Source organism: Desulfomonile tiedjei (assembly GCA_016212925.1).
Lineage (GTDB): Bacteria > Desulfobacterota > Desulfomonilia > Desulfomonilales > Desulfomonilaceae > JACRDF01.
In genome coordinates, this window is sequence record JACRDF010000003.1 from 142,650 (window position 1) to 164,004 (window position 21,355).

General features: G+C 55.2%; 20 protein-coding genes. 7 read left to right on the forward strand and 13 right to left on the reverse strand.

Features of this window, described 5'->3' with window-relative positions:
* The first annotated feature begins 1,091 nt into the window (after positions 1-1,091).
* From HY913_01240 to HY913_01250, 3 genes are read left to right on the forward strand one after another with little or no spacing between them, the layout of a single operon-like run.
* A complete protein-coding gene (locus HY913_01240) occupies positions 1,092-1,742 on the forward strand; it encodes a TetR/AcrR family transcriptional regulator (protein MBI4961878.1) in 651 nt (216 codons plus the stop codon).
* Entirely contained in the window at positions 1,742-2,437 is a 696-nt protein-coding gene (gene mqnB, locus HY913_01245) for a futalosine hydrolase (GenBank protein ID MBI4961879.1), read from the forward strand. The genes HY913_01240 and mqnB overlap by 1 nt, the downstream gene beginning before the upstream one ends.
* A complete protein-coding gene (locus tag HY913_01250) occupies positions 2,434-3,270 on the forward strand; it encodes a 1,4-dihydroxy-6-naphthoate synthase (GenBank protein MBI4961880.1) in 837 nt (278 codons plus the stop codon). Before mqnB ends, HY913_01250 begins: the two co-directional genes overlap by 4 nt.
* Positions 3,271-3,275: 5 nt before the next feature.
* Here HY913_01250 and HY913_01255 read toward each other — a convergent pair whose 3' ends face one another.
* The 7 genes from HY913_01255 to mqnE are packed head-to-tail and all read right to left on the reverse strand — an operon-like array spanning position 3,276 to position 10,516.
* On the reverse strand, positions 3,276-4,142 hold the full coding sequence (locus HY913_01255) for a UbiA family prenyltransferase (protein MBI4961881.1): 867 nt from the start codon (positions 4,140-4,142) through the stop codon (positions 3,276-3,278).
* 30 nt (positions 4,143-4,172) lie between these two features.
* Positions 4,173-5,606, reverse strand: a complete 1,434-nt coding sequence (locus tag HY913_01260) for a menaquinone biosynthesis decarboxylase (protein MBI4961882.1) — start codon at positions 5,604-5,606, stop codon at positions 4,173-4,175.
* Positions 5,607-6,404: a fructose-bisphosphate aldolase gene (locus HY913_01265; GenBank protein MBI4961883.1), complete on the reverse strand. Its 798-nt coding sequence runs from the start codon at positions 6,402-6,404 to the stop codon at positions 5,607-5,609.
* The gene (locus tag HY913_01270; GenBank protein MBI4961884.1) at positions 6,368-7,201 is read right to left on the reverse strand and encodes a menaquinone biosynthesis protein; all 834 of its coding nucleotides are present in this window, start codon (positions 7,199-7,201) and stop codon (positions 6,368-6,370) included. The genes HY913_01265 and HY913_01270 overlap by 37 nt, the downstream gene beginning before the upstream one ends.
* On the reverse strand, positions 7,198-8,355 hold the full coding sequence (locus HY913_01275) for an amidohydrolase family protein (protein ID MBI4961885.1): 1,158 nt from the start codon (positions 8,353-8,355) through the stop codon (positions 7,198-7,200). Before HY913_01275 ends, HY913_01270 begins: the two co-directional genes overlap by 4 nt.
* Positions 8,352-9,416, reverse strand: a complete 1,065-nt coding sequence (gene mqnC, locus HY913_01280) for a dehypoxanthine futalosine cyclase (GenBank protein MBI4961886.1) — start codon at positions 9,414-9,416, stop codon at positions 8,352-8,354. The genes HY913_01275 and mqnC overlap by 4 nt, the downstream gene beginning before the upstream one ends.
* On the reverse strand, positions 9,413-10,516 hold the full coding sequence (mqnE, locus tag HY913_01285; protein MBI4961887.1) for an aminofutalosine synthase MqnE: 1,104 nt from the start codon (positions 10,514-10,516) through the stop codon (positions 9,413-9,415). Before mqnE ends, mqnC begins: the two co-directional genes overlap by 4 nt.
* A 146-nt stretch (positions 10,517-10,662) precedes the next feature.
* On the opposite strand from mqnE, the gene HY913_01290 reads away from it, so the two are divergent.
* The 3 genes from HY913_01290 (at position 10,663) to HY913_01300 (ending at position 12,786) form a co-directional block, all read left to right on the forward strand.
* Positions 10,663-11,646, forward strand: coding sequence for a 3-dehydroquinate synthase II (locus HY913_01290; protein ID MBI4961888.1), 984 nt, complete (start codon positions 10,663-10,665; stop codon positions 11,644-11,646).
* A 175-nt stretch (positions 11,647-11,821) separates the two neighbouring features.
* Positions 11,822-12,538 (forward strand): hypothetical protein, encoded by a 717-nt coding sequence (locus HY913_01295; protein MBI4961889.1) that lies wholly within the window; start codon positions 11,822-11,824, stop codon positions 12,536-12,538.
* Positions 12,539-12,567: 29 nt separating this feature from the next.
* A complete protein-coding gene (locus HY913_01300) occupies positions 12,568-12,786 on the forward strand; it encodes a hypothetical protein (protein ID MBI4961890.1) in 219 nt (72 codons plus the stop codon).
* 110 nt (positions 12,787-12,896) lie between these two features.
* Here HY913_01300 and HY913_01305 read toward each other — a convergent pair whose 3' ends face one another.
* Positions 12,897-13,220 carry an RNA-binding protein gene (locus HY913_01305; protein MBI4961891.1) on the reverse strand — a complete coding sequence of 108 codons (324 nt, stop codon included), beginning with the start codon at positions 13,218-13,220 and terminating at the stop codon, positions 12,897-12,899.
* Between the two features lie 543 nt (positions 13,221-13,763).
* On the opposite strand from HY913_01305, the gene HY913_01310 reads away from it, so the two are divergent.
* A complete protein-coding gene (locus tag HY913_01310; protein ID MBI4961892.1) occupies positions 13,764-13,913 on the forward strand; it encodes a hypothetical protein in 150 nt (49 codons plus the stop codon).
* Between the two features lie 357 nt (positions 13,914-14,270).
* Here the strand turns inward: HY913_01310 and HY913_01315 are convergent, their stop codons facing one another.
* From HY913_01315 to HY913_01335, 5 genes are all read right to left on the reverse strand, one after another.
* Positions 14,271-14,714, reverse strand: coding sequence for a 4Fe-4S binding protein (locus HY913_01315; GenBank protein ID MBI4961893.1), 444 nt, complete (start codon positions 14,712-14,714; stop codon positions 14,271-14,273).
* A 102-nt stretch (positions 14,715-14,816) separates the two neighbouring features.
* Entirely contained in the window at positions 14,817-15,554 is a 738-nt protein-coding gene (locus tag HY913_01320) for a UPF0280 family protein (GenBank protein ID MBI4961894.1), read from the reverse strand.
* A gap of 3 nt (positions 15,555-15,557) precedes the next feature.
* Positions 15,558-16,748, reverse strand: a complete 1,191-nt coding sequence (locus HY913_01325) for a homocysteine biosynthesis protein (protein MBI4961895.1) — start codon at positions 16,746-16,748, stop codon at positions 15,558-15,560.
* A gap of 174 nt (positions 16,749-16,922) precedes the next feature.
* Positions 16,923-18,347 carry a CapA family protein gene (locus tag HY913_01330; protein ID MBI4961896.1) on the reverse strand — a complete coding sequence of 475 codons (1,425 nt, stop codon included), beginning with the start codon at positions 18,345-18,347 and terminating at the stop codon, positions 16,923-16,925.
* Positions 18,348-18,370: 23 nt separating this feature from the next.
* Positions 18,371-21,205, reverse strand: a complete 2,835-nt coding sequence (locus HY913_01335) for a DUF3160 domain-containing protein (GenBank protein MBI4961897.1) — start codon at positions 21,203-21,205, stop codon at positions 18,371-18,373.
* Positions 21,206-21,355 lie beyond the last annotated feature (150 nt).

Consider the following 21,355-nt stretch of genomic DNA (forward strand, 5'->3'; position numbering starts at 1 on the left):
GTTTTCTTACATCGACACCGGTGAAAGCCATTTTCGGTTCGCGAAAAAGTACACTGGCGTAGGAAGGAATGTGGGACTTACATTTTGGTATGCATGACAGGGGCGGGCAAGTGAGCTTGGTTTGGAGCAAATCATCAGGGCCACTATGGTTGGCCCAAGACGCGCGACACCAAGAAACTGAGGGAAGCAAATGCCGTGGACAACAAATTCCTGGGCAGCGTAAGCTCTGAATGAATTTGTTGGGGGATGTTATTTGACGTAACCGTAGTTGCAAGGAAGAATGATCGTACGGCCTCCATCGTGTGATTATCGAAGCGGCCGCCCAGGCCTCGGATTTCGTCTGAAAGCGATTTTGCTATCGCGCATGGAAAACTTACGACAGGTCCTCTGGACCATCCCCAATAGGTGATTTGTGAACGCCACCCGGTTTCGCTCATAATATGCAAATATCGGTGAAGAGCCGCACTGATTTGGTTGGGTCGCGGTCCCCCGGCTGCCTTGAGTCTGAAGAAATCTTCCTCGGTAACTGTGACAGTTACCAACTCGCGCCTGTTGGACCGCGCGCTAGGCTGCTCTTGAACCGTGATCTTCATTTTGTCTATGTTACTGCTTCGAAGGTGAACATCAGGGGGAACGAAATTGCGACTCAGGGGAGTCGTGCGCATGAAATCACCACTTGTATCAGTCTACATAGGTAGGCATTTAAGAGTCAAGAAAAATCGCGCGATGGGCGGCTCTTGGAGCCGGTCAACATCATATGGAGGCTCAAATAGGCCGCCATATAATTTTTGGCGTGCCAACCACCATAAGGCCGCTGGGACACCCTCGTCTGCGTCCAGCGGTACGGATGGCTAAATAATGAAGGCCTGAATTAGTGTCTGTATAGGGTAAACAATTATGATTGTGATGAACATAACATGCGAAAATTTTTGTGACGCTCTAGGAAGAAATGAATCGGCGGATTTTAGGACACGAGGGTCGGTATCTTAAATGGTGCCGGTATGATCGCACATTCGTAGAGAAGACTCAGATCGGTTGACAGCCTACCGGGCAAAACGTAAGATTGAGTCTAACTCACCGAGGAGGGGTCATTGGGAGTCTCAGCGACGTTTCGAGGGCTCGACGGCCGTAAGCAACAGCGGATCCTTTCCGCTGCCTTAACTGAATTCGCGGAAGAAGGGTATTCAGGCGCTTCCGTGAACGCGATAGTTAAGAGAGTCGGTATCTCCAAGGGGTCTCTTTTCAATTATTTTTACGATAAACGAGGCCTGTTCCATTTCGTCTTCGAAAAGGCCTTGGAAGCGGTTAAGGACTATCTTAAGGAGGTCAGAGACGAGACCTCTTCTGATGACCTTTTCACCCGGCTTGAGAAATCACTCCTGGCCGGGGTGGCGTTCATTAAATCTCACCCCCGTGTATTCAAGATCTACCTGAGAGTCCTTTTCGAAAATGGCCTGCCCGATAGGAATTCCCTCATCAAATCCATCCGGCGATTATCCATTCAATACTTGATTGAGTTTGTAGAAACGGCCAAATCCAGAGGAGAAGTTCAAAGCGATGTTGATGCCAAGGAAGCCGCATTCGTGATAGAGGCCGTTTTGGAGCGCTTTCTCCAGGTATATGGCGTCCAGTCTCTGGATGCGGGCCTCGGGCTGTACAAGGCTTCGGACGATGAGGTCAAGCGCTGGGCCAAGAGGGTTGTCAGCCTGCTGAGAACGGGCCTCGCCGGCTCCGGTGCCTAATGGTTACGTGTATCGTCGCAGCCCTCGACTCGGAGTTGGACCAGGCAAAAAAGGAACTCAACGCTCGTTTAAGCAGAACGGCTTCCGGGTTTATCTACTACATCGGAGTTCTGCGCCAAAACCCGATATATCTTGCTCCGGTGGGAGCAGGCATCGTCTCGGCCGCAGTGACTTTGGGACATCTCTTGACCCACATGAAGCCTGATCAAGTGATCATGGCAGGGTCAGCCGGGGCCCTACCCGGCTCGGGCTTGGAGATCGGTGACGTCGCAGTGGCCTCGTCGGAAATTCTGGCTGAATTGGGGATCTGCTCGGGGGAAGGTGTGGGTGAGGCCGATTCACTGAACTTGCTGGGGTTCAGGCAGACCATAGAGTTGGACGAGCATCTGGGTTGCTCTATCGTGGAGAAGGCTGAAAAAACATTCAAGGTGTATCGAGGCGTTTTCTTGAGCGTCGCAGGAGTGTCGAATCAACCGTCTCACGCTTTGACGAGAGCCGGTCGTTTCGGCGCACTGGTGGAAAATATGGAAGGGTATGCTCTGGCTCTGGCAGGAATGAGGTTCGGAATAAAAGTTGCCGAGGTGCGAGGAGTAAGCAACATTGCCGGCATTCGCGACAAATCGGCCTGGAATCTGGACCTTGCCAACGAGCGGGCCCAATCGCTAGTCCTGAATTATTTGCGGAGGGAATATTGATTTCGCTCAAGATCGGTTATTCACCGTGCCCAAATGATACGTTCATCATGGCCGCTCTGGCGGAGAATCGCCTGGCCACTCCCTTGATGTTCGAGCCGGTGGTGGCTGACGTGGAAACCCTCAATCAGTGGGCTGTCGAAGAAAGGCTGGAAGTGACCAAACTGAGCTTCATGGCTCTAGGGCAGGTCAGGAATTCCTATGGCCTGCTATCCGCCGGTGGCGCTTTGGGTTGGGGATGCGGTCCTCTCCTAGTGGCCCGACCCGGCCGGACGGTTGCCGACTTGGGGCACGGAGTTGTGGCAGCCCCTGGGGCCATGACAACTGCTGCACTCCTATTGAGCCTATTCCACGGCAAGCAGCCAAATTTCAGACATATGGTCTTTTCAGATGTCATGCCTGCCGTGGCAAGTGGAGAGGCCGACTTCGGACTGGTTATTCACGAAGGCCGCTTCACATTGGGGTCCTATGGACTGGAGTCATTGGTGGATCTGGGCTCCTGGTGGGAACAGGAAACCGGCCGTCCCATTCCCCTCGGTGGAATTGCAGTTCGTCGCGACCTGGGTTATGAACTGGCGCAAATGGTGGATCAGGCCATTCGGGGATCTGTCCTGGATGCGTTGGGTTCCCCGGATCAAACCATGAGTTATGTTCAGTCACACTCCCAGGAGATGGACCGGGATGTGATGGCTCAGCACATTAAGCTTTATGTCAATTCTTTCAGTGTTGACCTCTCCGAGGAAGGCCGGGAAGCAGTGGCTTTGCTCTTCGCAAAGGCCGAGGAAGCCGGTCTCCTACCTCGTTCGGCCATGCCTTTGATGGCCTTCCCTGTTTGACAAAATCACACCAGTCCTGAAGAAACCGCCGCGATCAAACTCAGAGAAACCATCGAATTTACCTTAAAGAAGGCCAAATCCAGCCGGGTCAAGTCGTCCGGCCTGACTATTCGATGCTCCCAGAGCAGCAAGCCCGCGGTTATCAGGCTCAGAATGTAGAATGACCAATTCAGGTTGGCCAGCGCGCCCGCTGAGAGGAAAAACGCGAATGCAAGCAGATGTGCCGCCCCGGCCAAACGCAAGGCCGCGCGGGTCCCCAACTTTGCGGGCAAGGAATGAAGCCCGCTTGTCCGATCGAAATCCACGTCTTGGCACGCGTATATCATGTCGAACCCTGCTACCCAGAAAACCACACCCAGGGCAAAAACCACCGGAATCCAAGACCATTGAGGTGTTACAGCCAGCCAACCGGCAATGGGAGCTAAACCAAGGCATAGTCCCAGAAAGATGTGGCACAACCAGGTAAAGCGCTTGGTATAGGAGTATCCGATCAATATGGCCAAGACCAGGGGAGAGAAGAAAAGGCATACTTCGTTCAGGCCCCATGCGGCCAGAAAGAAGACCGCGCAGGCCACCACAACCAAACCCCAGGCCTGAGCGGGCCTAACAAGGCCTGAGGGGATTTCTCGTGCGGCGGTCCGGGGATTGGCCGCGTCCGAATGCCGGTCCACCACACGGTTGAAGGCCATGGCCGCGGCTCTGGCGCTCGCGAACGCGACGATGATAAGTGCCAGAACTTTGACCTCCGGGAGACCCCGCGCGGCTAGGATCGCGCCGGTCAGCGCCAAGGGGAAGCCGAACAACGTATGTTCGATCTTCACCAACGCCAGGAGTCTGCGGGTCGTTTCAACGAAACCGGCGGGAATGAGCATCGTGCAGCGCATATTCATTCAAATGTGCTCTTATAGCTTCAACTTGTCCCAGATCGCGTCGACTCTGGCGACGACCTCGCCATCCATCCGGATCAGTTCGGGCCAGTCGCGGCTATAGCCTTCCTCAGGCCATTTGCGGGTGCAGTCAAACCCCATTTTGGAACCCAGGTGCGGCAATGACGAAGCGTGGTCAAGAGCGTCCACCGGACCTTTTGCCAGACACAGGTCCCGGGCCGGATCGACGTTTGCGCCTAAATGAAACAGGACTTCGCCTGTGTCCTGAACATTGACCTCTCGGTCAAAGACCATGATGATCTTGGTGAACATCATTTGGCCTAGACCCCACAGGGCATGCATAACCTTATGAGCGTGGCCGGGATAGCGCTTGTCGATGGAAACGAAACAAAGATTGTGAAAAACACCTTCGATGGGCAGATTCATGTCCACGATCTCAGGCAGTTGGGTTCTGAGCAGAGGCAAGAACAGGCGCTCCGTAACTTTGCCCAGAAAAGCGTCCTCCATTGGGGGCCTTCCCACGATCGTGGCCGGATACATGGGCTTGCTCCGCCTGGTAATTGCCGTCAAGTGAAATACCGGATAATGATCCGCAGGCGAATAGAACCCTGTATGATCGCCGAAGGGTCCCTCCACCCGCGTCTCGCCCGGCAGGACATAGCCTTCGAGAACGAATTGCGACTCCGCAGGAACTTCCAGGTCGCATGTAATGCACTTGACTACTGGCACCCGCTTTTGTCTGAGGAACCCTGCCAGAAGGAGTTCATCCACGTCCTCCGGCATCGGGGCAATGGCCGCGTACGTGGTTATTGGATCCGGCCCCAGGGCCACGGCGACCGGCAGCTTGTCTTTGGCTCGGCGGAAATGCGTTGCCCCTCCTTTGTGTATATGCCAATGCATGCCGGCTGTCCGGTCGTCATATATCTGCATCCTATACATACCCACATTGCGCCTGCCGGTGTCGGGATCACGCGTTATCACCACGGGAAGAGTGATGAACGGTCCTCCATCTAGGGGCCAGCATGTCAATACCGGCAGCTCTCGCAGATTAGCCTCGGTGGTCTGGACAATCTCCTGGCACGCCGCGTCTTTGACCTGCTTGGGTAACGCGGAAGCCAATTCCTTCAGTTTGGGGAATAGCTTGATTTTTTCGACAAAGCTGCCCGGCGGCTTCATCTCGAGAAATTCTTTGAATCGCCCGCCTAAGCCATCCAGGCCCTCGGTATTGAATATCCACTTGATCCGTTCCAATGAGCCATACACATTGGTTAATACAGGAAAGTCATAGTTAGTGGGACGCTCGAAGAGAAGAGCCGGTCCGGCCTTTTTCACGACTCGATCGGTCACTTCCGTGATTTCCAGACACGGACTGACACTCTCTTTAATTCGAGCCAACTGGCCTCGGTCTTCGAGGAAGTTCACCAGATCTTGCAGACTGTCAAAAGGCATTTATGACCCCACACTCCTTGCCAAGGGCAGCGCCTTAGGGAAACCTGCGGAGGGGTGGACCAACCGCAATAGCCTTCTCAGGACAGCGGCCGGGTCAGAGTCCTGAAACACATTACGACCGGCAGCCACACCCGCGGCTCCTACGGCCAAAGCTGTTTCCACACGCCTCTCCAGGCTCTCCACGGAGGCATGGCGATCGCCGCCGGCGACGACCACTCCAACCGGGCATCCTGCCACAATTTCGGTGAAGGCTTCAACCGAACCCGGCCAGGGCAATTTCACCAGGTCGGCACCCAACTCTGCGCAGGCACGGGCGGCAACAGCCAGTCCCTTGGGATCGTTTTCCGCCAGCGTTCCTCCCCTCAGGTAAGCCATGACCAGCAACGGCATGCCCAGCGCCAGACAGCGATCAGCCACTTTGCCGAGATCGGCGAGCATTTCCGTTTCCTTTGGTCCGCTGAAGTTCACATGAACGGAGACGCCGTCAGCGCCGAGGGCCATCGCGTCGTCAACTCCGGTGACGAGCGCCTTGGCGCCCTGAGCGTAAAGGTTGGTGGCCGCGGACAGATGAATAATAAGCCCCATGCCCGAATCGGCGTCCCGCGGCAAATAGCGCACCAGGCCTTTGTGAATTATAACTGCATCAGGGCCTGCATGACAGATGCGCGCCAGCGCTGTCTTGGGGGATACCAGGCCTGGAATCGGCCCCACGGTTACTCCGTGATCGAGTGGCACAATCACGGTCCTCCCATCAAGGGGATTTACAATCCTCCTGAGACGCCAAGCCTTCCCGTCCATTGCCCTACCTCTCCAAAACGCCTGAGCGAACCGGGATCGTGGCCAAGCAATGCCAAGAAGTGCGTAAGTCCGCTCCAGAGTTCGTTATCAAGGTCAAAGACCAGTTTAGCAAAGTAACTTTCGATCTTTTGTGCATCCAAGCCGGTCACATTGGCGGCTTCGTCCATCACTTTCCGGTTCTCGGCCAGGCCTTGAGCACGCGAGGCGCGTAGAAGGTCGTAAAGCATCCTGGTTTCCCAGGGGTTTTCCTCGACGAATGCCCGTCGAACGCACCACAAACCGAAAACAAAACCTCTGCCCGTATAATCGCGCCATGCCCGCCCCAGGTCGTAGACAAAGCCGGCCGGATTGGACTGTGCGGTCTTGAGCGCGGGATCGCCAATGAGAAGCCGCGGAACGGTTCTTCCATTCTCGGTCACCAATTTCGCTTCCACCTTCCAGTGGTGCGACAACAGGATTTGTAGAAGCCGCACCGCTGTGGCAGACTCAGCTGTTACGGCTATGGATCGGCCTCCAAGTTGCTCCACCGGTACGTCGGACTGTAGTATGACGCTCCCCACATCGCCTCGGCATCCGATGCACAAATGGTCAAAGACCAGCCAGTCCGCGGCATGCTCCGCAGCGGCAACCGACGAGACCGGACTCGCGTCCAATTGTCCTTCTGCCAGCAGACGATTCAAGGTGGTTGGAGTTCCTCGCCTCAAGGTGACCAAGTCGCCGAAGCCCCCATTCACGAGCCCCCAGTCCACGGGGAGAGTGTTGATATACGCCATGCGCCCAAGTCTGATCGGATTCATAGCCATTCCACCCGGTCAGGTCTCCCCGCGACCAATTGAAGCGCAGCCTCTTGCCCGGAGCCGGCAGCAATGTCCACATAGATCAGGTAGGCCCTTTGCCCGGGCTCTACGGTCCCCATGTCAGGCTTGTCCAAGGCCTTCGCTGCATTGACCGTGGCGAAAGCCAGCAACCTGTCCGGGCTCAGACCAGGATATCTCTCGCTGACGAAAGCCATCTCGTCGAACAGACTCAACGACCACGCGCTTGCCGCCGAGTCCGTTCCCAGGGCCGGTGCTAGACCGGCTGCAAGCAAAGCCTGAATGTCCGGCAATTGGCCATGTAGCAGGAAATTAGACCTGGGGCACACACAAACGGCTGTCCGCGTATCGGCCAAAACGGCCATCTCCGCGTCATCGACTTGCAGCAGGTGGACCGCCAAGGTTCCCGGACCGAGCAGGCCGAGCCGGACAGCCCTATGCACAGGCCGCTCGCCTCCTATCCCCCAGTGCGCGAAATCTATCCCTCGTGAATCGAGAAGTTCAGCCCACGGCCCATTGCCGCATTCTAGGAACTCGGTCTCAGCGTCGGATTCGGCCAAATGGATTGAAAAAATACGGTTTTGCTCCAAGGTTGCCGACTTAAGAGACCTCAAAACATTCGGAGCCGTAGTGTGGAGACCGTGACCGGCAAACGAAAAGGTCAGCCCGTTTTCATCGCGGGGCAAAGCCCTCTGTTCGCAGGAATTGCCAAGGACCTCCTCGAAGACGATCCCTTCCAACCCATTGGCCCTCATTGCGGTTGCGCCCGGCTCCGCGGGCCCCACTTCCGCGACCAGCCCAGTGCCGGAATCTTTGATGCCCTGTGCAGCTCTTGCGGCTGCCGACGAAATCTCCTCCGCGGACAGCCCGGATCTGGCCGTTATCAATTCCTGCACCCAATTGACAAATCCTTTTCCGGTGTCCAGCCGCCCGTGGAGCGCGGACAAGCTCAAATGAGTGTGAGCATTTATCAAGGCAGGCATTATGACACCAGGCCCGTGGTCGATGATTTCCGCGCCGGCCCTGCTCTTGCCGATTTGTGCAATACCGCCGTCGACGACTTCAACCATGCCGTTCTCGATCCACACGCCAGGCTTCACTAAGATCCAGCCGGCCCTGTGAACCCTCTTTCTCATTGGGTCTCCTGCACTCGCTCGTGGACATTGTCCCGCTGCTCGGAAGCGAAGCCGGCTGTTTCGATGAGGCGAATCATCTCGGTTAGGCTTAAGCGGTGCCCCACTCCTGCGGCTGCAACAACGTTCTCTTCGATCATTGTAGATCCAAGGTCATCTGCGCCGAAAAACAGGGCCACTTGCCCGATCTTGGCTCCCTGCGTGACCCACGAAGCCTGCACATGCCGAAAGTTGTCCAAAACCAGTCTGGCAATCGCGAGCATGCGCAGATAGGCCGGTCCGCCGGTCCGCTTGACTTGAATAGTGTTTGCCCCGGGCTGGTAAGGCCACGTAATGAAGGACGTAAAGCCGCCGGTTTGATCTTGGAGGCGCCGCAATCTAAACAGGTGGATCAAGCGTTCATTCGCGGTCTCAATATGCCCGAACATCATGGTTGCGGTAGTCTTCAGACCCAGGCCATGAGCTACAGCCATGACATCGAGCCATTCTCTGCTGTTGGTTTTTCCGGGGGAGACCACGCGACGCACCCTGTCACTGAGGATCTCTCCGCCGCCTCCGGGCATGGAGTTCAGACCGGCTTTCACGAAGCGCTCCAGGACCCGAGCCGTCGTCAACCCGTTTCGTTGTGCCAGGAAATGAATTTCAGGGGGAGAATAACCGTGCAATTTTAGACCGAGTGAGCGGATGAGCCGGATTGCGGCTTCGTGCCACTCAAGGTCCAGGTCCGGGTTCAGGCCGCCCTGAAAGAGTATGTGCGTTCCTCCCAGCGCTTTGGTTTCTTCGACCTTGGCCGCCAACGCTGCCTGGTCAAGGATATAGGCTTGGTCATGGCCTTTTGCGCGCCAGAATGCACAGAACTGACAACCCGATGTGCAAACGTTGGTGTAATTGATGTTCCGGTCGATTGCGTACGTCACCACACGCCGAGGATTGTGGCGGAACCTGGCAAGTTCAGCCAGTTGCCCCAAAGTAAGAAGATCTGCCTGTTCGTACAGGGTCTTGGCTGCCTTGAATGACAGGCGCTGTCCTTGCTCCGCCGCGCAGATGGCCTGATCCGGATTCATGAAACCGCCACAGTCTGATGAAAAGAGTCTCTTTCGGCAGGGATGAACCCCGCGTCGACGATGAGTCCTTCCAGGTCTGCGCGTGTCAGGCCCGTAGAGGTGGTGGCTCCCGCCTCATGCGTAATGTTCTCGCTCACAACGGTTCCTTCCAAGTCGTCGGCGCCGAAATACAATGCTGTCTGCGCCATCTTGAGCCCGAGCATGACCCAATAAGCCTTAATGTGAGCGAAATTGTCGAGAATCAGCCTGGCAGCGGCAATGAGCTTAAGAATCTCCACCCCTGTGGGGCCGGGCAAATGGGCAAGCTCGGTGTTTTGCGAGTGAAAGGCAAGAGGAATGAAGGCCCTAAATCCTCCAGTGTCGTCCTGTTGGGCCCGCAGACGCAGGAGATGCTCGATCCGCTCAGTTGGGGTCTCGATATGTCCAAAGAGCATTGTTGCGTTAGTCCCGATCCCGAGTCTGTGAGCCGTCGCGTGAACGCCCAGCCACGTCTCCGCGGAGATTTTTGACGGGAAAAGAGCTTGCCTCACCCGCTCCGAAAACACCTCGGCTCCTCCTCCCGGCAGCGCGCTGAGACCCGCATCTTTCAACCTGGTCAGACAATCTTTCCATGACATTCCGGCCTTGCTCGCAATATGGTCGATCTCCACAGCAGTGAAAGCCTTGAGATGCGCGTGAGGCGCCGCGGATTTTACGGCTGCAAGCAGTTCGATATAGTACGAGAAATCCGGCTCCGGGTTAACGGCCCCTACGACGTGCACCTCTTTCAGTTCCGACGGGGACGACGCGGAAATCCTGGTCGCCGCTTCCTCGGGGCTCAACAGATATCCGTCGGGCGAGGCCGCGGCCCGGCGAAACGCACAAAATCTGCAGCCGTTGGAACAGATGTTGGTGTAGTTCAGATGATGGTTGATCACGTAGAAGGCTCGATCGCCGAATCTGGCTTGCCTCACTCCATAGGCGAGGGCCCCAAGCCCAAGCAGATCGGTTGTCTCCAGGCACGCGAGTCCGTCAGCCAGGTCAAGGCGCTCAGAGGCTGACAGTTTCCGAGCAACTTCGACAAGGGCCGGGTCAGCGATGCGGGGGTTGTTTTGGCGCATAACTCCATCAGTATATGACCGTTGGGTCATTGTATCCTGGCTCCAACACAGGGATATCTTACTTGACATAAATGACCACCTGGTCAATATTAAACGGCGAAAACACTGCTGGCAAGTCTTTTGTTGGAAAAGGAAAAGATCTTCAAATGGCAAAGCAGTTCTGGGTCAGATTGTCCCAATGGAATGAAGCCGCAGCGCAAGCAGCGCTAGAGGCTGATGCCGACGCGGTTTGGCCGCCTGAGGGATTTCATGTCGAGGCCCGAAAGATCGACGGCCTGCGGGTTGCCGGTAAACAAGGCGACCTTGATTTCGAGATCATCAGCTTGGGCTCTGCTGCTGATGTTGACCGGGCAGCGGAACTGGCCCGTTCGGGCCGGCTGGTGGTAGTGGATTGTCCTAATTGGCGGCTTATCCCCTGGGAGAACCTTGTGGGATCCGGCCAGGTTCTCGCCCTGGTAAAGACAAGGGTGGAAGCGGAGCAAGCTTTGACAGCCCTGGAATCAGGGCTTTCCGGAGTGGTGCTGGAGTCTGACGACCCACTGGAAATCGGGGCGGTGGGGGAGCTGATTCGCCGGATCGAATGGGACCTGGAGTTACTTCCTGCTCGGATCACGAGCGTGGAGCCGGTAGGGGTAGGCGAGCGCGCGTGCGTGGACGTAGCAGGCTTATTCACGCACGGTGAAGGTCTGTTGGTCGGCGACAAGGCAGCGGCTCTGTTCCTGGTCGCGGCAGAGACCGCGGAAAACCCTTTTGTGGCCAGCCGACCTTTCAGGGTTAATGCGGGCGGGCTCCATCATTACATTCTGTGCCCGGACGGAAAAACCGGTTATTTATCGGAATTACGTGGCGGGGTCTCTGTCCTGGCCGTAGACCCAACCGGCCGAGCCAGGACCGTGGTAGCCGGCCGAATAAAGATCGAGCGTCGGCCCCTGATACGAGTGGTAGCCGACCGCGCAGGTATTGAAGCCTCGGTCTTGCTTCAAAATGCCGAGACAGTGTGCCTGGTCCAGTCCAACGGTGAGCCGATCTCCGTGACCGCCCTGGAATCCGGCCATGAGGTGCTGGTCCATCCGGGGTCAACCGCTCGACATCTCGGCAAGGGAATCGAGGAATGGCTGCTGGAAAAGTAATTGGCTGCCTGTAGAATTCTTGCCTTAGCCGCCACCTGTTTCGTGCTATGCTGCCTCCGTCTGTCTTCGGACGAGTCGTCGCTGTCAGGGCCGTTCTTGGCCGGAAAGGCCCACTCAAGCTCAAAGACTCGAACCGCCGGCATAAGGCCCAATTACAATGGTTGTCGGAGGCAACGTGAAACAAGACGATAAATATTGCGCGATATCACAAGAGGTGTTCGATTTATTTCCCGGGTACGTACGAGGAGTTGTGGTAGCTCAGGGGCTCACCAACGGCGAATCCCCCGAAGAACTAGGATCATTGCTGCGTTCCGCGGAGGATTCCGTACGCCAGGCGCTGAATCTGGAAAAGCTGGCCGAACATCCTCGGATGGCATCCTGGCGGGAGGCTTATCGTGCGTTCGGCGCCAAGCCGAGCAAGTTCCGACCCTCAATTGAAGCCATGGTTCGGCGAGTCTTGAAAAATGACAAGATTCCGTCAATCAATGCACTGGTTGATATAGGAAACGTGGTTTCCTTGAACCATCTTGTCCCTGCCGGAGGCCATGCCATTGACGTCCTGACCCAGGATATGTCGCTCCGCGCGGCAACCGGTGATGAAGAATTTGTACCCCTGGACTCGGACCAGGCGGAAAACCCTTTGCCGGGGGAGATCATCTTTGTGGAAGGCAAGACCGTGCTGACTCGACGGTGGACGTGGCGCCAAGCCAAACATACTTTGGTGGTACCCTCGACCACGGCGATCGAGGTCAACGTCGACGGTCTGCCACCCGTTCCGATAGCCGAGGTCGAGGAAGCCTGCCAAGAGATCATGGAACTGATAAAAAGGTTTTGCGGCGGATCGGCCCGCTTTGGCATGCTCACAGCGGAAAGCCCTAAAATAAGGTTGTAAAGACATAACATGCGAGGCCGGTGACTGCCATGCCGGTAACGGTAGCAAAGGAAATCTTCCGAGCCATTACGCGCGTTCGGGATAACGGACGGTGCAACATGATGGACTGGCGGTGTGTGTATTCAGTGCTTTCGGAGTTGGGTGAAGACGAGGCGGCCGATTGGCTGGAGTCCAACGTGGGCGCATACATACGAGGACTCTCACAGGGCTTCGCAGTCAGTGAAGGCTACAAGGGCTTGCTTCACTGAAAAGGCCGGAGGGCCTGACAATAGCTAATTTTTGGTTTTCGGGAGGCGCAAGAACACCCTCCGGAGAGTGGTCTTGCGCCCTATATTTTACGGCTAGAGGCCGGGAGTGGCTACCAGCGAGATCTTCCTCTATCTCCTCTGTCTCCCCTGTCTCCTCCTCTGTCTCTGCGGCCCGCTCCACCAGTATTTCTTGGACGCGCTTCGTTAACCTTCAGGGTTCGGCCATTGAAATCTTTGGAATCCAGTTCCTCTATGGCGCGAAGTCCTTCCTCCCGGTTCGGCATTTGGACAAATCCGAATCCTCGCGAGCGGCCCGTGAATTGGTCGGTAATGATCTTGGCGGATTCCACCTCACCGTAGGTCTCAAATAGACTTTTTAATCCGCCCTCGTCGGCATTGAAAGAAAGATTCCCGACGTAAATACTGATACTCATTCTCTAGCTCCTTTGGATCAGGCGCCTCTACCATCTCGGGGACGCCTTTGAAGTGATGAACAAGGGCTCTTTGTGAACGGGGATAAACCGGCTGAAGCTTACAGGAGGGTAATCCACGACACGGGCGCCTATGTCCTGGCATCTTAATCCTTGTGTATAACGCCCGTCGTCCTTAAAAGAGGTCTACTGGAGAAACACAGGTTAAGCTTGCTACCACAGTATATGTCCGGCAAGGGGGCCGGTCAAGCGAATTTTGTGCTGTTTAGTGCCGCGGAAAGGCCGGGAATATAGCAGCATCCCATTTGACGTGAGGACGCGTAGAGAGAGCCGATATGCGAGCGAACGATCCGGCGAAAACGCGGGATGCCCTTACCGAACCTTCTCTCTCGTCTTCGCTGCAACCCGCCGCGGAGCGCGAAATTTCCTTCCCGGAAGAAGGTCGCCGTTCGAGCCGATGGTTTCGCATCACGACGAATAAGGTTGACAACCTGTCAAGCAGTCTGTAGTTGTCCTGACCATCAAGTTCATCCTGGTGATCAAGTGATGGAAACTTGGGAAAACCTCTCCACATGGTCGCTTGCACTTACTGTGGTAGTGGTTTTCCTTCTGGTAATTTGGGACCCCCTCCATCACAAATATCAAAGCTGGAAATTGAAGCGAGCGTTCAGGCTCAGAGACAAAGCAGATCGGTGACAACCTGCCCCCACACGATCATCCTTGGCATTAAGCATTATTGTTAGTCGTTACGAGAATTGGGCTACTGTCGGCAAGTCTTACCTTCAGGTATGTTTTTGAATTAGTTCATACCTTCGCGTACCCGAAGCGCGTCGGAACCTTTGCGATCCGATTCAAAGTGAGGGCTTCTACAGCCTTTTGTAGTAACATTTTGCCATCTTGGCATGTGCCTTGCTTCACACTAACCAGCAACGTTAGGGCCATCGTCAACTTTAATTTTCCTCTCGTAAACCGCCCCGGCTGAAAGAATGCCGGGGCACTCCCCCACCTTTCAGTTTCAGACCGTCTGACGTTGCGCTCACAGGGTCTGCAAAATCAGCCGGCGGTACGCCCTTCCGCAAATGGATCGAAAAGAGTTATGTCCTTCATGGCTCCAAATGGGCAAACCAAGCCGCACATGCCGCACGCGACGCATTTTTCGACGTCGAAGGCCACCTTCATTTCAGGCGGAAGAACCACCAAAGCGCCTGTAGGGCACAAGCCTGTGCACGCTCCGCAATGCACGCATAGTTCTTCTTCTCTCCACACCTTGTCTGAAAGACGCTCCACTACGACCTGTTGATCTTCGAGGAACTTGACGCCTTTTTCAATAAGGTCGGCGTCTCCGCGTAGTTCGAGAAGAATGCGACCTTCCCGTCGGGGCAGTATCTTTGCCTCGAGTATGTTGAACACAAGGTCAAAGTCCTTCGCAAGTCGGTAAATTACCGGCTTGTACATTATGTTTGACTTGAATATCAGTAGCACGTTTCTTGAAGCCATTATCACACCTCATCTTTCTGGTGTATTAAGTACGAATTCGTGTTTGATCGAGGACGTTGCCCGAAGGTTTTTCCAGGCAAAAGGTTTCCTTCGCCAATTCACCTACAGCGGCACCAACTCGATTTCTCCCAGGGCCGCCATTTTCTCTCCGATTATCGCCAGCGCTCCATCCACTCCGGGAACCTTCATCGCCCATTCAACCGCCCGTTGCAGATCGGACGGGCCTTGTATCCTATTTCCAAGCCCGCTTGCCACCGCATCGGCCAGGGAAACTTCCCTGGAGATTATGGTCGCACAGTCTGCTACGCCAAAGCTCATCGAAGGCCCGACAGTGCCGGAAGATGTGCATACGCCCAGCGGGATAGGTGTCGGTTCCAGCCTGAGTCCCACCCGATTGTTGAACGGGGAATTGCCCGCGAACAGCCCCACGACAACCGGCTGCGAAACCATCACAAATATGTCGCCTCCGTTCTCTACAATCACTTCAGGCGACCTTTGCAGAAGGCCTCTGCCGACAAAATCGGCCACCGCGCCGGCCACAGCGGCCATGGGCCCGGTGCCGGCCTTCTTGCCTGCCCTGATCATAAGCAGGGGCACGGCCGCGTCGCCCGGGTCTTCCTCGATAGGTTCGAGGTTCTTGAGGAATTCCGGCCTGCGAGCTATTGCAGCCTCAATCTGGCCTCGACAGCGCCGTATCAGATCCTCTGTTTCCTGTTTCAGCACCGAGTGCGCTTTGACGTAGAGGTCTGAGGTTTCCACCGCCGCGTGGAAAGTCTTGAACCGGCCGGCATCGCCGAAATCCCTGTAAGTGCGAGGCTCATATAGGGTTGGAGCCGCCATATCTCAGTCTTTAAATCCCTGGAAAGGCGCAGACGGAAGCGTCTCCTGAGGCTCCCCTAGCAGGAATAGTCCCGAACCAATCCACTCTTTGAGGGTCTTTGCGATTTCCAGCGCAGCCGAGTAGCTTGAAAGAGGCGCGGTGGGGATCTTCTTGCTGTCGAACGTTATCTCACCGCTCCTGAGCTGAGCGTAGGTAACGTAATCCATCGCCTGGCCGCCTCCTTCAGGATAGCTTGAGCCATAGTCCACCACCGGGACCATTATTTCGGCATCGGACACTGATGTGAATCTTGCCATTTCTTCGTTCAAGATGGGAATTGGAATGCCGATTCCCACGTTCAGCGAACAGCCGTACCCGGTTAGAGACGCGCCTCTAAGGAATTTTGACGACATGCCCTTGAGGTCTCCTCTCACCGAGATTGTGCCTGCTCCTCCCATAACCACGCCGTTTTCAGACCTCGGAACCGAGGGGTTGTGCTGGGTCCCGGCCCCAATGACGTAGCCGATGCCTCCGCCGAGGAAAATCCTCGTTCCGATGCCGATCGTCTTGTACAGCGGGTCATTGAGCAAAGGGCTGAGCTGACCGGAAGTGGAGAAATTCGCGTTCATGCACTCGGGCCTCAGGATACCCATGTAGGTGTATATGGTTTTCTTAGATAGATTAATGGCGCAATTATAATTCTGGTATGCATTCCTGGGGTCTAGGAGCACCGCGTCGGGGAAGTCGGACAGGGTCATGTCCCGCTCGAGAGTGCGGCGAGGATAGCAGTCCGTGCCGTAGGACTCGGCTTTTAGTCGCACGGTTCGGCCCGCGACCAGATCTTCGATCACGTGGCCACCGCCGTACCTGAAACGGCCCGGGAAGACCTTGTTCAGCGGGTCATCTTCCCGGGTTTGGGTCGCGCCGATGTAGCAGTCCACCGCCGCGATCCCGGCATAAGCCTCGACGCCGTTGAGCCACATTTTGCTGGCCCTGATCCTGGGCTTAGTGTGACCGAAATTGAGGAAAGCCCCTGACGAGCACATGATCCCGAATGTCCCCGTGGTAACAACGTCAACTTTCCGTGCCGCTTCAACCGGGCCGTTCTCCTTTGTTATTCCTATCATTTCTTCCGCGGTGACAACCACCGCCTTGCCTTGCTTAATCTTTTCATTAATTTCAGCGAAAGTTTTATTCACCTGGAACTGTGACATTGCAAAACCTCCCGGTACCTGCTTTGCTCAAAGGGATCATAAGGAAAAACCTTATCCTTTTTGAGTTAATTGGTCAAGAATCTTGCCCGATCCTGGAGCAGGTTAAATAGCTTGCACCAGAGTGACAGAATTGCTTTTCATTATCAATGTTCCTGAAAGATTCACGAAAGGGGCTCAATGAGCTTGGGGTGGCGGTCTTCTTTCATTGTTCCCAATTTCAAAGCACTTTCGGCATGTCTCGGTCGTCTCAGGATCGTCCACACCTGAAAAACCGAAGCCGTTCCAACGATAAGCCGCGACGCGTACCACCTTTGAGTCGGGCTTCAGATCAATGAATGAGTCTCCGCGGTGCAGGCCGCACAATATCCTCTCGTCATCAGGCAAAATCACAGCGTCCAGCAGAGGCCAAGCTAACGCTGAACCGCGCCATCGCGCAACGAGCCCTTGTGGGGTCACGCTGTACACATAGGGCCTGAGCCCTATTTCGCCGTCAATCGGTGAATAGTGCCATTCCAGGGTGAAAAGATATTCATTTTTTCCGTCCAGCCGGGCAGGGGTAATACTTGCAAGGCTATTTGAGCGGGTTTGCCACAGCTGCTTGCCATCCACGATTCCTTCCAAGCTTATCTCACCTTTTTCGCCGCCGCCACCAATTGCAGGGCGAAGCAGCACACCGGAAACATGAGTCGAAACCCGTAGCCGAATAGGTTGAAGGAGCTTGTGCTGTGCGCTATCCACGATCTGAGGAAAAAAAGAATTCTTAGCCGTTTGTGTAGCGATTCCGGTGCACCGGAGAATTCCTCCGTTTATTCTGCAGTCGGCGATCAGGCCTTCCTTAGTGGCCAGGTACTTCTGATCGAACAAATGATTACCCAGCGAAAAGAAGACCGGTTTTCCCGCTATCATTTCCGGAGGCTGCACTACGTGGGGATGATGCCCGATTATCAGATCCGCTCCTTGGGAAATTAGCCACTCGGCACCTTCGCGCTGATTCCTATTGGGCCAGTCCAGGAGTTCGCTCCCCCAGTGGACCGTTACCACTACAAGATTAGCCAAATTTTTCGCTAATCTTAATTTTTGCTGCAATTCAATGGAAGGAATGCTTTGATGGCCCCCATCCCGACCGGGAACCAGATTTACCGCGACTATGCCAATAGTTGCCCTATCAAAGTGGAAGAACCCGGGCGACGAATCATAACTCAGCGGGACCAGCCCAACTCCCTTCAGGGCCTCTATCGTGGCGGCTCGTCCGCTCTCTCCCAAATCGAGATTGTGGTTGTTTTCAATGGACAGTGCCTTGAAACCGCCTGATGCGAGCAACGACACGAAATGTTCCGGAATGCTGAAGCACGGAGGCGTTTTGGTTGAGGGCAGACAGTCCGCTGGTTCCCCTACCGCCCCTTCCAGATTGCCCACAACCAAGTCCGCCTGCCCAAAGACACCACTAAGATCAGTCCACGGCGAAGTCCCTCGCTGCTTGAGTTCCAGCTGCACATTTCGGGAAAGGAGAACATCTCCTGTGAAGAGAAGTCTGATTTCGCGCTGCTCAGCCGAGACACCATGTGACCACAACAGCCACGACAATAAGCTAACTAAGATTAGCGCGTACCGAGGGGCCATTATTAGTCTTTCCCTGGCTTTTCTTCTGCAAAGAAAGGCCTAAGCCACGCGGGCCTCGGCTGGGACTCCACCATGCTCCGCCACTCCTCATCATTGAGGAGGTTCGATGACTCAAATTCATAATATGAATAAACCGAGCCCTTTACAATCTGACGTCTGCCGAAATACGGAACCACGTGATCCCATTCCACCGGTTTTCCCACGGCAGCCATGAGGAACGGGGCAAATTTTCCGCCAGCCACGTCCGCAATCTTGGGAATGTCCTCAGGTGTCGAGAGAGCATAATCCTTGCTTCCCAGGCTCTTGAAAACAAGGAAGTGATGTTCCGCTACCTTCCCGACGTCCAAGATTTCCTGGCACTCCTCATAAGTCAGAGGCTCTCCACGGATTTCCTTTTCAGCCATGGACTGAAACCTTCGTGCCTTCCCGGCCGTTTGCTTGAATCTCCGTATTATGCCTTCTCGTAATGATTTTGAGCCGCCATCCTCTTGGTCCCCGCCCCGAGCAGTAATATCCTGAGCGTTTAGGATGTTTTGCGCGACGTGCCCGACGGCCGTGTCGAACAGCCCTGCTATGGCTGCAAAAGTTCGTGGGTCGGGTTCCACGTAACCTCTGGGAAATCGCATTACAATTGCTTCAAAACCGCCTTCGCCGCACTGTGCGTCAGTGCGCTCATTGACCAGTACTGTGGCATGACGCAGGGTGGCCCAGGAAGCCAGTCCGGTTTGCAACCGCTTGGCACGCCAAATACGCTCATCTTTTTCCCCATTAGGGGACTGCACGTCGTCGGCCCATTGGAGAGCCAGGGCGCTTATCCAGCGATCATACAGGTTCTCACTGTCCCGCATTGTCTTTGCGCTGGAAACGAAGTTCTTTCTGAGGTTCTCCAGAACACCTTTCAGGGGTGGGTATTTTCCGTATTCACTCTCCAACAGGGTATCAGCCAAGTGGCTTCCCAATGCCAAGGCCAAATCCAGCCCCGAAGGGGTCAAACGCTCCCCGGCTGGACCGGAGACCTGCTCGGCACGCGGCAAATGAGGATGAAAAACCGTCGAATACAATACTTCATTATCAAAGCCCCATGACAGCGGAAATATTGCAGGAACCGGATTGGAATGTCGAGTAGAAGCCGGTTGACCTGCCGCGCCTCCTTTCCAAACCAACGGTGAGCGGGATGGAGCAATAAAACCTTTGTAGCAGTTGATCCATGCAACTGCTTGGTTTTGCAGTTCCGGCGGAAGCGTTTCGAGTTCGCCCATGATTTTCGCGCGCTTGCCATCTACCGAATATACTGATGTCAGATAACGGAAAGCCTTGAAATAGCCCTTCATGGTGTCTGATGACGTGTAATGCCCTCGGGGCTTCAGCTCCGCATAATCGACTTCTACTCCGAGCGTTTCCGAGTGCTCTCGCTGTTTCGCTGCGCGGATTCTTGCTGTCTCAGGGTTTCTAGAGTCCTTGGAGCGCATGTCAGCCAGCGCCTTGAAAACCTGCTTCCATGGGGACTGTACAGTTGAATTGCCGTAAAATTGATCTGCGGCGGCAATGAATTTCCAGAATGCTGGTATGGCTTTCTCTCGCTCCTGAACAATCATGAGGCCTTCAAACGCGGCAGCAAACAGCTCCCAGAAAATGTCAGTGGTGACCAGATAGGGACGCGTTGACACAGTTTGCGTGAACTCACCGCAAGAGCCGTAGTTTTCGGAATGGTAGAGTTCGTAGAGTTGACTATCGTCCAACGCTCGGAACGAGCCGCCATGCTTTTCCAGCAAACTAAGATCCTGGTCGGATGGATGGAACAACCAGGCATTCACTACGTCAGCCAAGGGCACGGCGATTGGAACGTATGTCAGAGAATAGCCGTCACTGGATTTAGTCAATCCCACAATTCCGCGTCCATCCGGAACTGATGATGGTGTGGCTACAAACTGCATATCGACGGCCTGCCGATCCGCTTTCCCTGTAGAGACAACGACCAGGCCGATTCCGGGCAACGAAGGCTGCCAATGCAACAATCCCAAGCCGTTGGGCGTCGGAGTAACGCTCCCTCCCTTGAGCATCCCATCCATGAGAGGAGTGGTTGTTCCCCAACGGTTTGTGGCATATTCGGCCCAATAATAGTTGCGCGCTTCGTCCTCGCAGATCAACTTATGGCCGGCAGGATGAAAGGCCATAGGCAAGGCAGAAGCGGCCATCAGTTCGCTGGGGGTCTCTTCCTTCCCGGGATCTGTTACCGTATCGGCCGGGCCTATAACCTGGTAGGGCTTTTTTCCCTGTTCGGTTATCGAGACGATCCGATAGGTTTTTCCATCCTGATTCTTCATCCCCAGGAAAAGTCGGTAAGCTACAGGTTCCTGTTCTGATCCAACGGCAAACGGCCTTGGACCCATCACCAGCCGCCGGATTTCATTCGGTGACTCAAAGATACGGCGCGCGGTCCATCCGCTTGCAGTCTTGTCCAAGCGCACAATCTGATGGTGAGTCTTTTGAACTCCGGCCACGAAGAGGGCCTGCGCCTGGGGATGCCAGGCGACCGCGCGGAGCATAAAGCCCGCCGGAGCCTTCCAACCTTCCGATATCCCCTGGGTGCCGATCTGCCAGAACACAAGACCGTGGTCTCCGCCGGTTTTCTTCACAAGGACAGCTACCTCCGGACCGGCCGGCGAGACATCGTAGTCCACGACTTTTTCCACCCCTTCTAGGCGAATGGAACAGGCCTCCCCAGGCGACGGAGTTACCTGTAGCTCCGGGGGGTCAAATTTTTCTGCCATCACAGCGATTGGAAGTAGACACAGAACGGAAAAGCAAAACACTATTTCCTTAAGATACCTCACCATAGGGTTCCCCTCCACAGTTTGGTGCGTCTCCAGAATCCTACTTTTTCGCCGCCGGAGCAGCACTGCCGTCGCATTGTCCGTAAAACAGGCTTTCTTCCCTTTGTGAGCATGCCTTGTCAAACGGACCACAGTCAACCATAATCTTGGCCG

Bases quoted from the DNA above. Each gene is read 5' to 3' on its own strand.
- mqnB (MBI4961879.1), top strand. From the start codon at position 1,742: ATGGTTACGTGTATCGTCGCAGCCCTCGACTCGGAGTTGGACCAGGCA.
- HY913_01255 (MBI4961881.1), bottom strand. From the start codon at position 4,142: ATGCTCATTCCCGCCGGTTTCGTTGAAACGACCCGCAGACTCCTGGCG.
- HY913_01260 (MBI4961882.1), bottom strand. From the start codon at position 5,606: ATGCCTTTTGACAGTCTGCAAGATCTGGTGAACTTCCTCGAAGACCGA.
- HY913_01265 (MBI4961883.1), bottom strand. From the start codon at position 6,404: ATGGACGGGAAGGCTTGGCGTCTCAGGAGGATTGTAAATCCCCTTGAT.
- HY913_01270 (MBI4961884.1), bottom strand. From the start codon at position 7,201: ATGAATCCGATCAGACTTGGGCGCATGGCGTATATCAACACTCTCCCC.
- HY913_01275 (MBI4961885.1), bottom strand. From the start codon at position 8,355: ATGAGAAAGAGGGTTCACAGGGCCGGCTGGATCTTAGTGAAGCCTGGC.
- mqnC (MBI4961886.1), bottom strand. From the start codon at position 9,416: ATGAATCCGGATCAGGCCATCTGCGCGGCGGAGCAAGGACAGCGCCTG.
- mqnE (MBI4961887.1), bottom strand. From the start codon at position 10,516: ATGCGCCAAAACAACCCCCGCATCGCTGACCCGGCCCTTGTCGAAGTT.
- HY913_01290 (MBI4961888.1), top strand. From the start codon at position 10,663: ATGGCAAAGCAGTTCTGGGTCAGATTGTCCCAATGGAATGAAGCCGCA.
- HY913_01300 (MBI4961890.1), top strand. From the start codon at position 12,568: ATGCCGGTAACGGTAGCAAAGGAAATCTTCCGAGCCATTACGCGCGTT.
- HY913_01305 (MBI4961891.1), bottom strand. From the start codon at position 13,220: ATGAGTATCAGTATTTACGTCGGGAATCTTTCTTTCAATGCCGACGAG.
- HY913_01310 (MBI4961892.1), top strand. From the start codon at position 13,764: ATGGAAACTTGGGAAAACCTCTCCACATGGTCGCTTGCACTTACTGTG.
- HY913_01315 (MBI4961893.1), bottom strand. From the start codon at position 14,714: ATGGCTTCAAGAAACGTGCTACTGATATTCAAGTCAAACATAATGTAC.
- HY913_01320 (MBI4961894.1), bottom strand. From the start codon at position 15,554: ATGGCGGCTCCAACCCTATATGAGCCTCGCACTTACAGGGATTTCGGC.
- HY913_01325 (MBI4961895.1), bottom strand. From the start codon at position 16,748: ATGTCACAGTTCCAGGTGAATAAAACTTTCGCTGAAATTAATGAAAAG.
- HY913_01335 (MBI4961897.1), bottom strand. From the start codon at position 21,205: ATGGTGAGGTATCTTAAGGAAATAGTGTTTTGCTTTTCCGTTCTGTGT.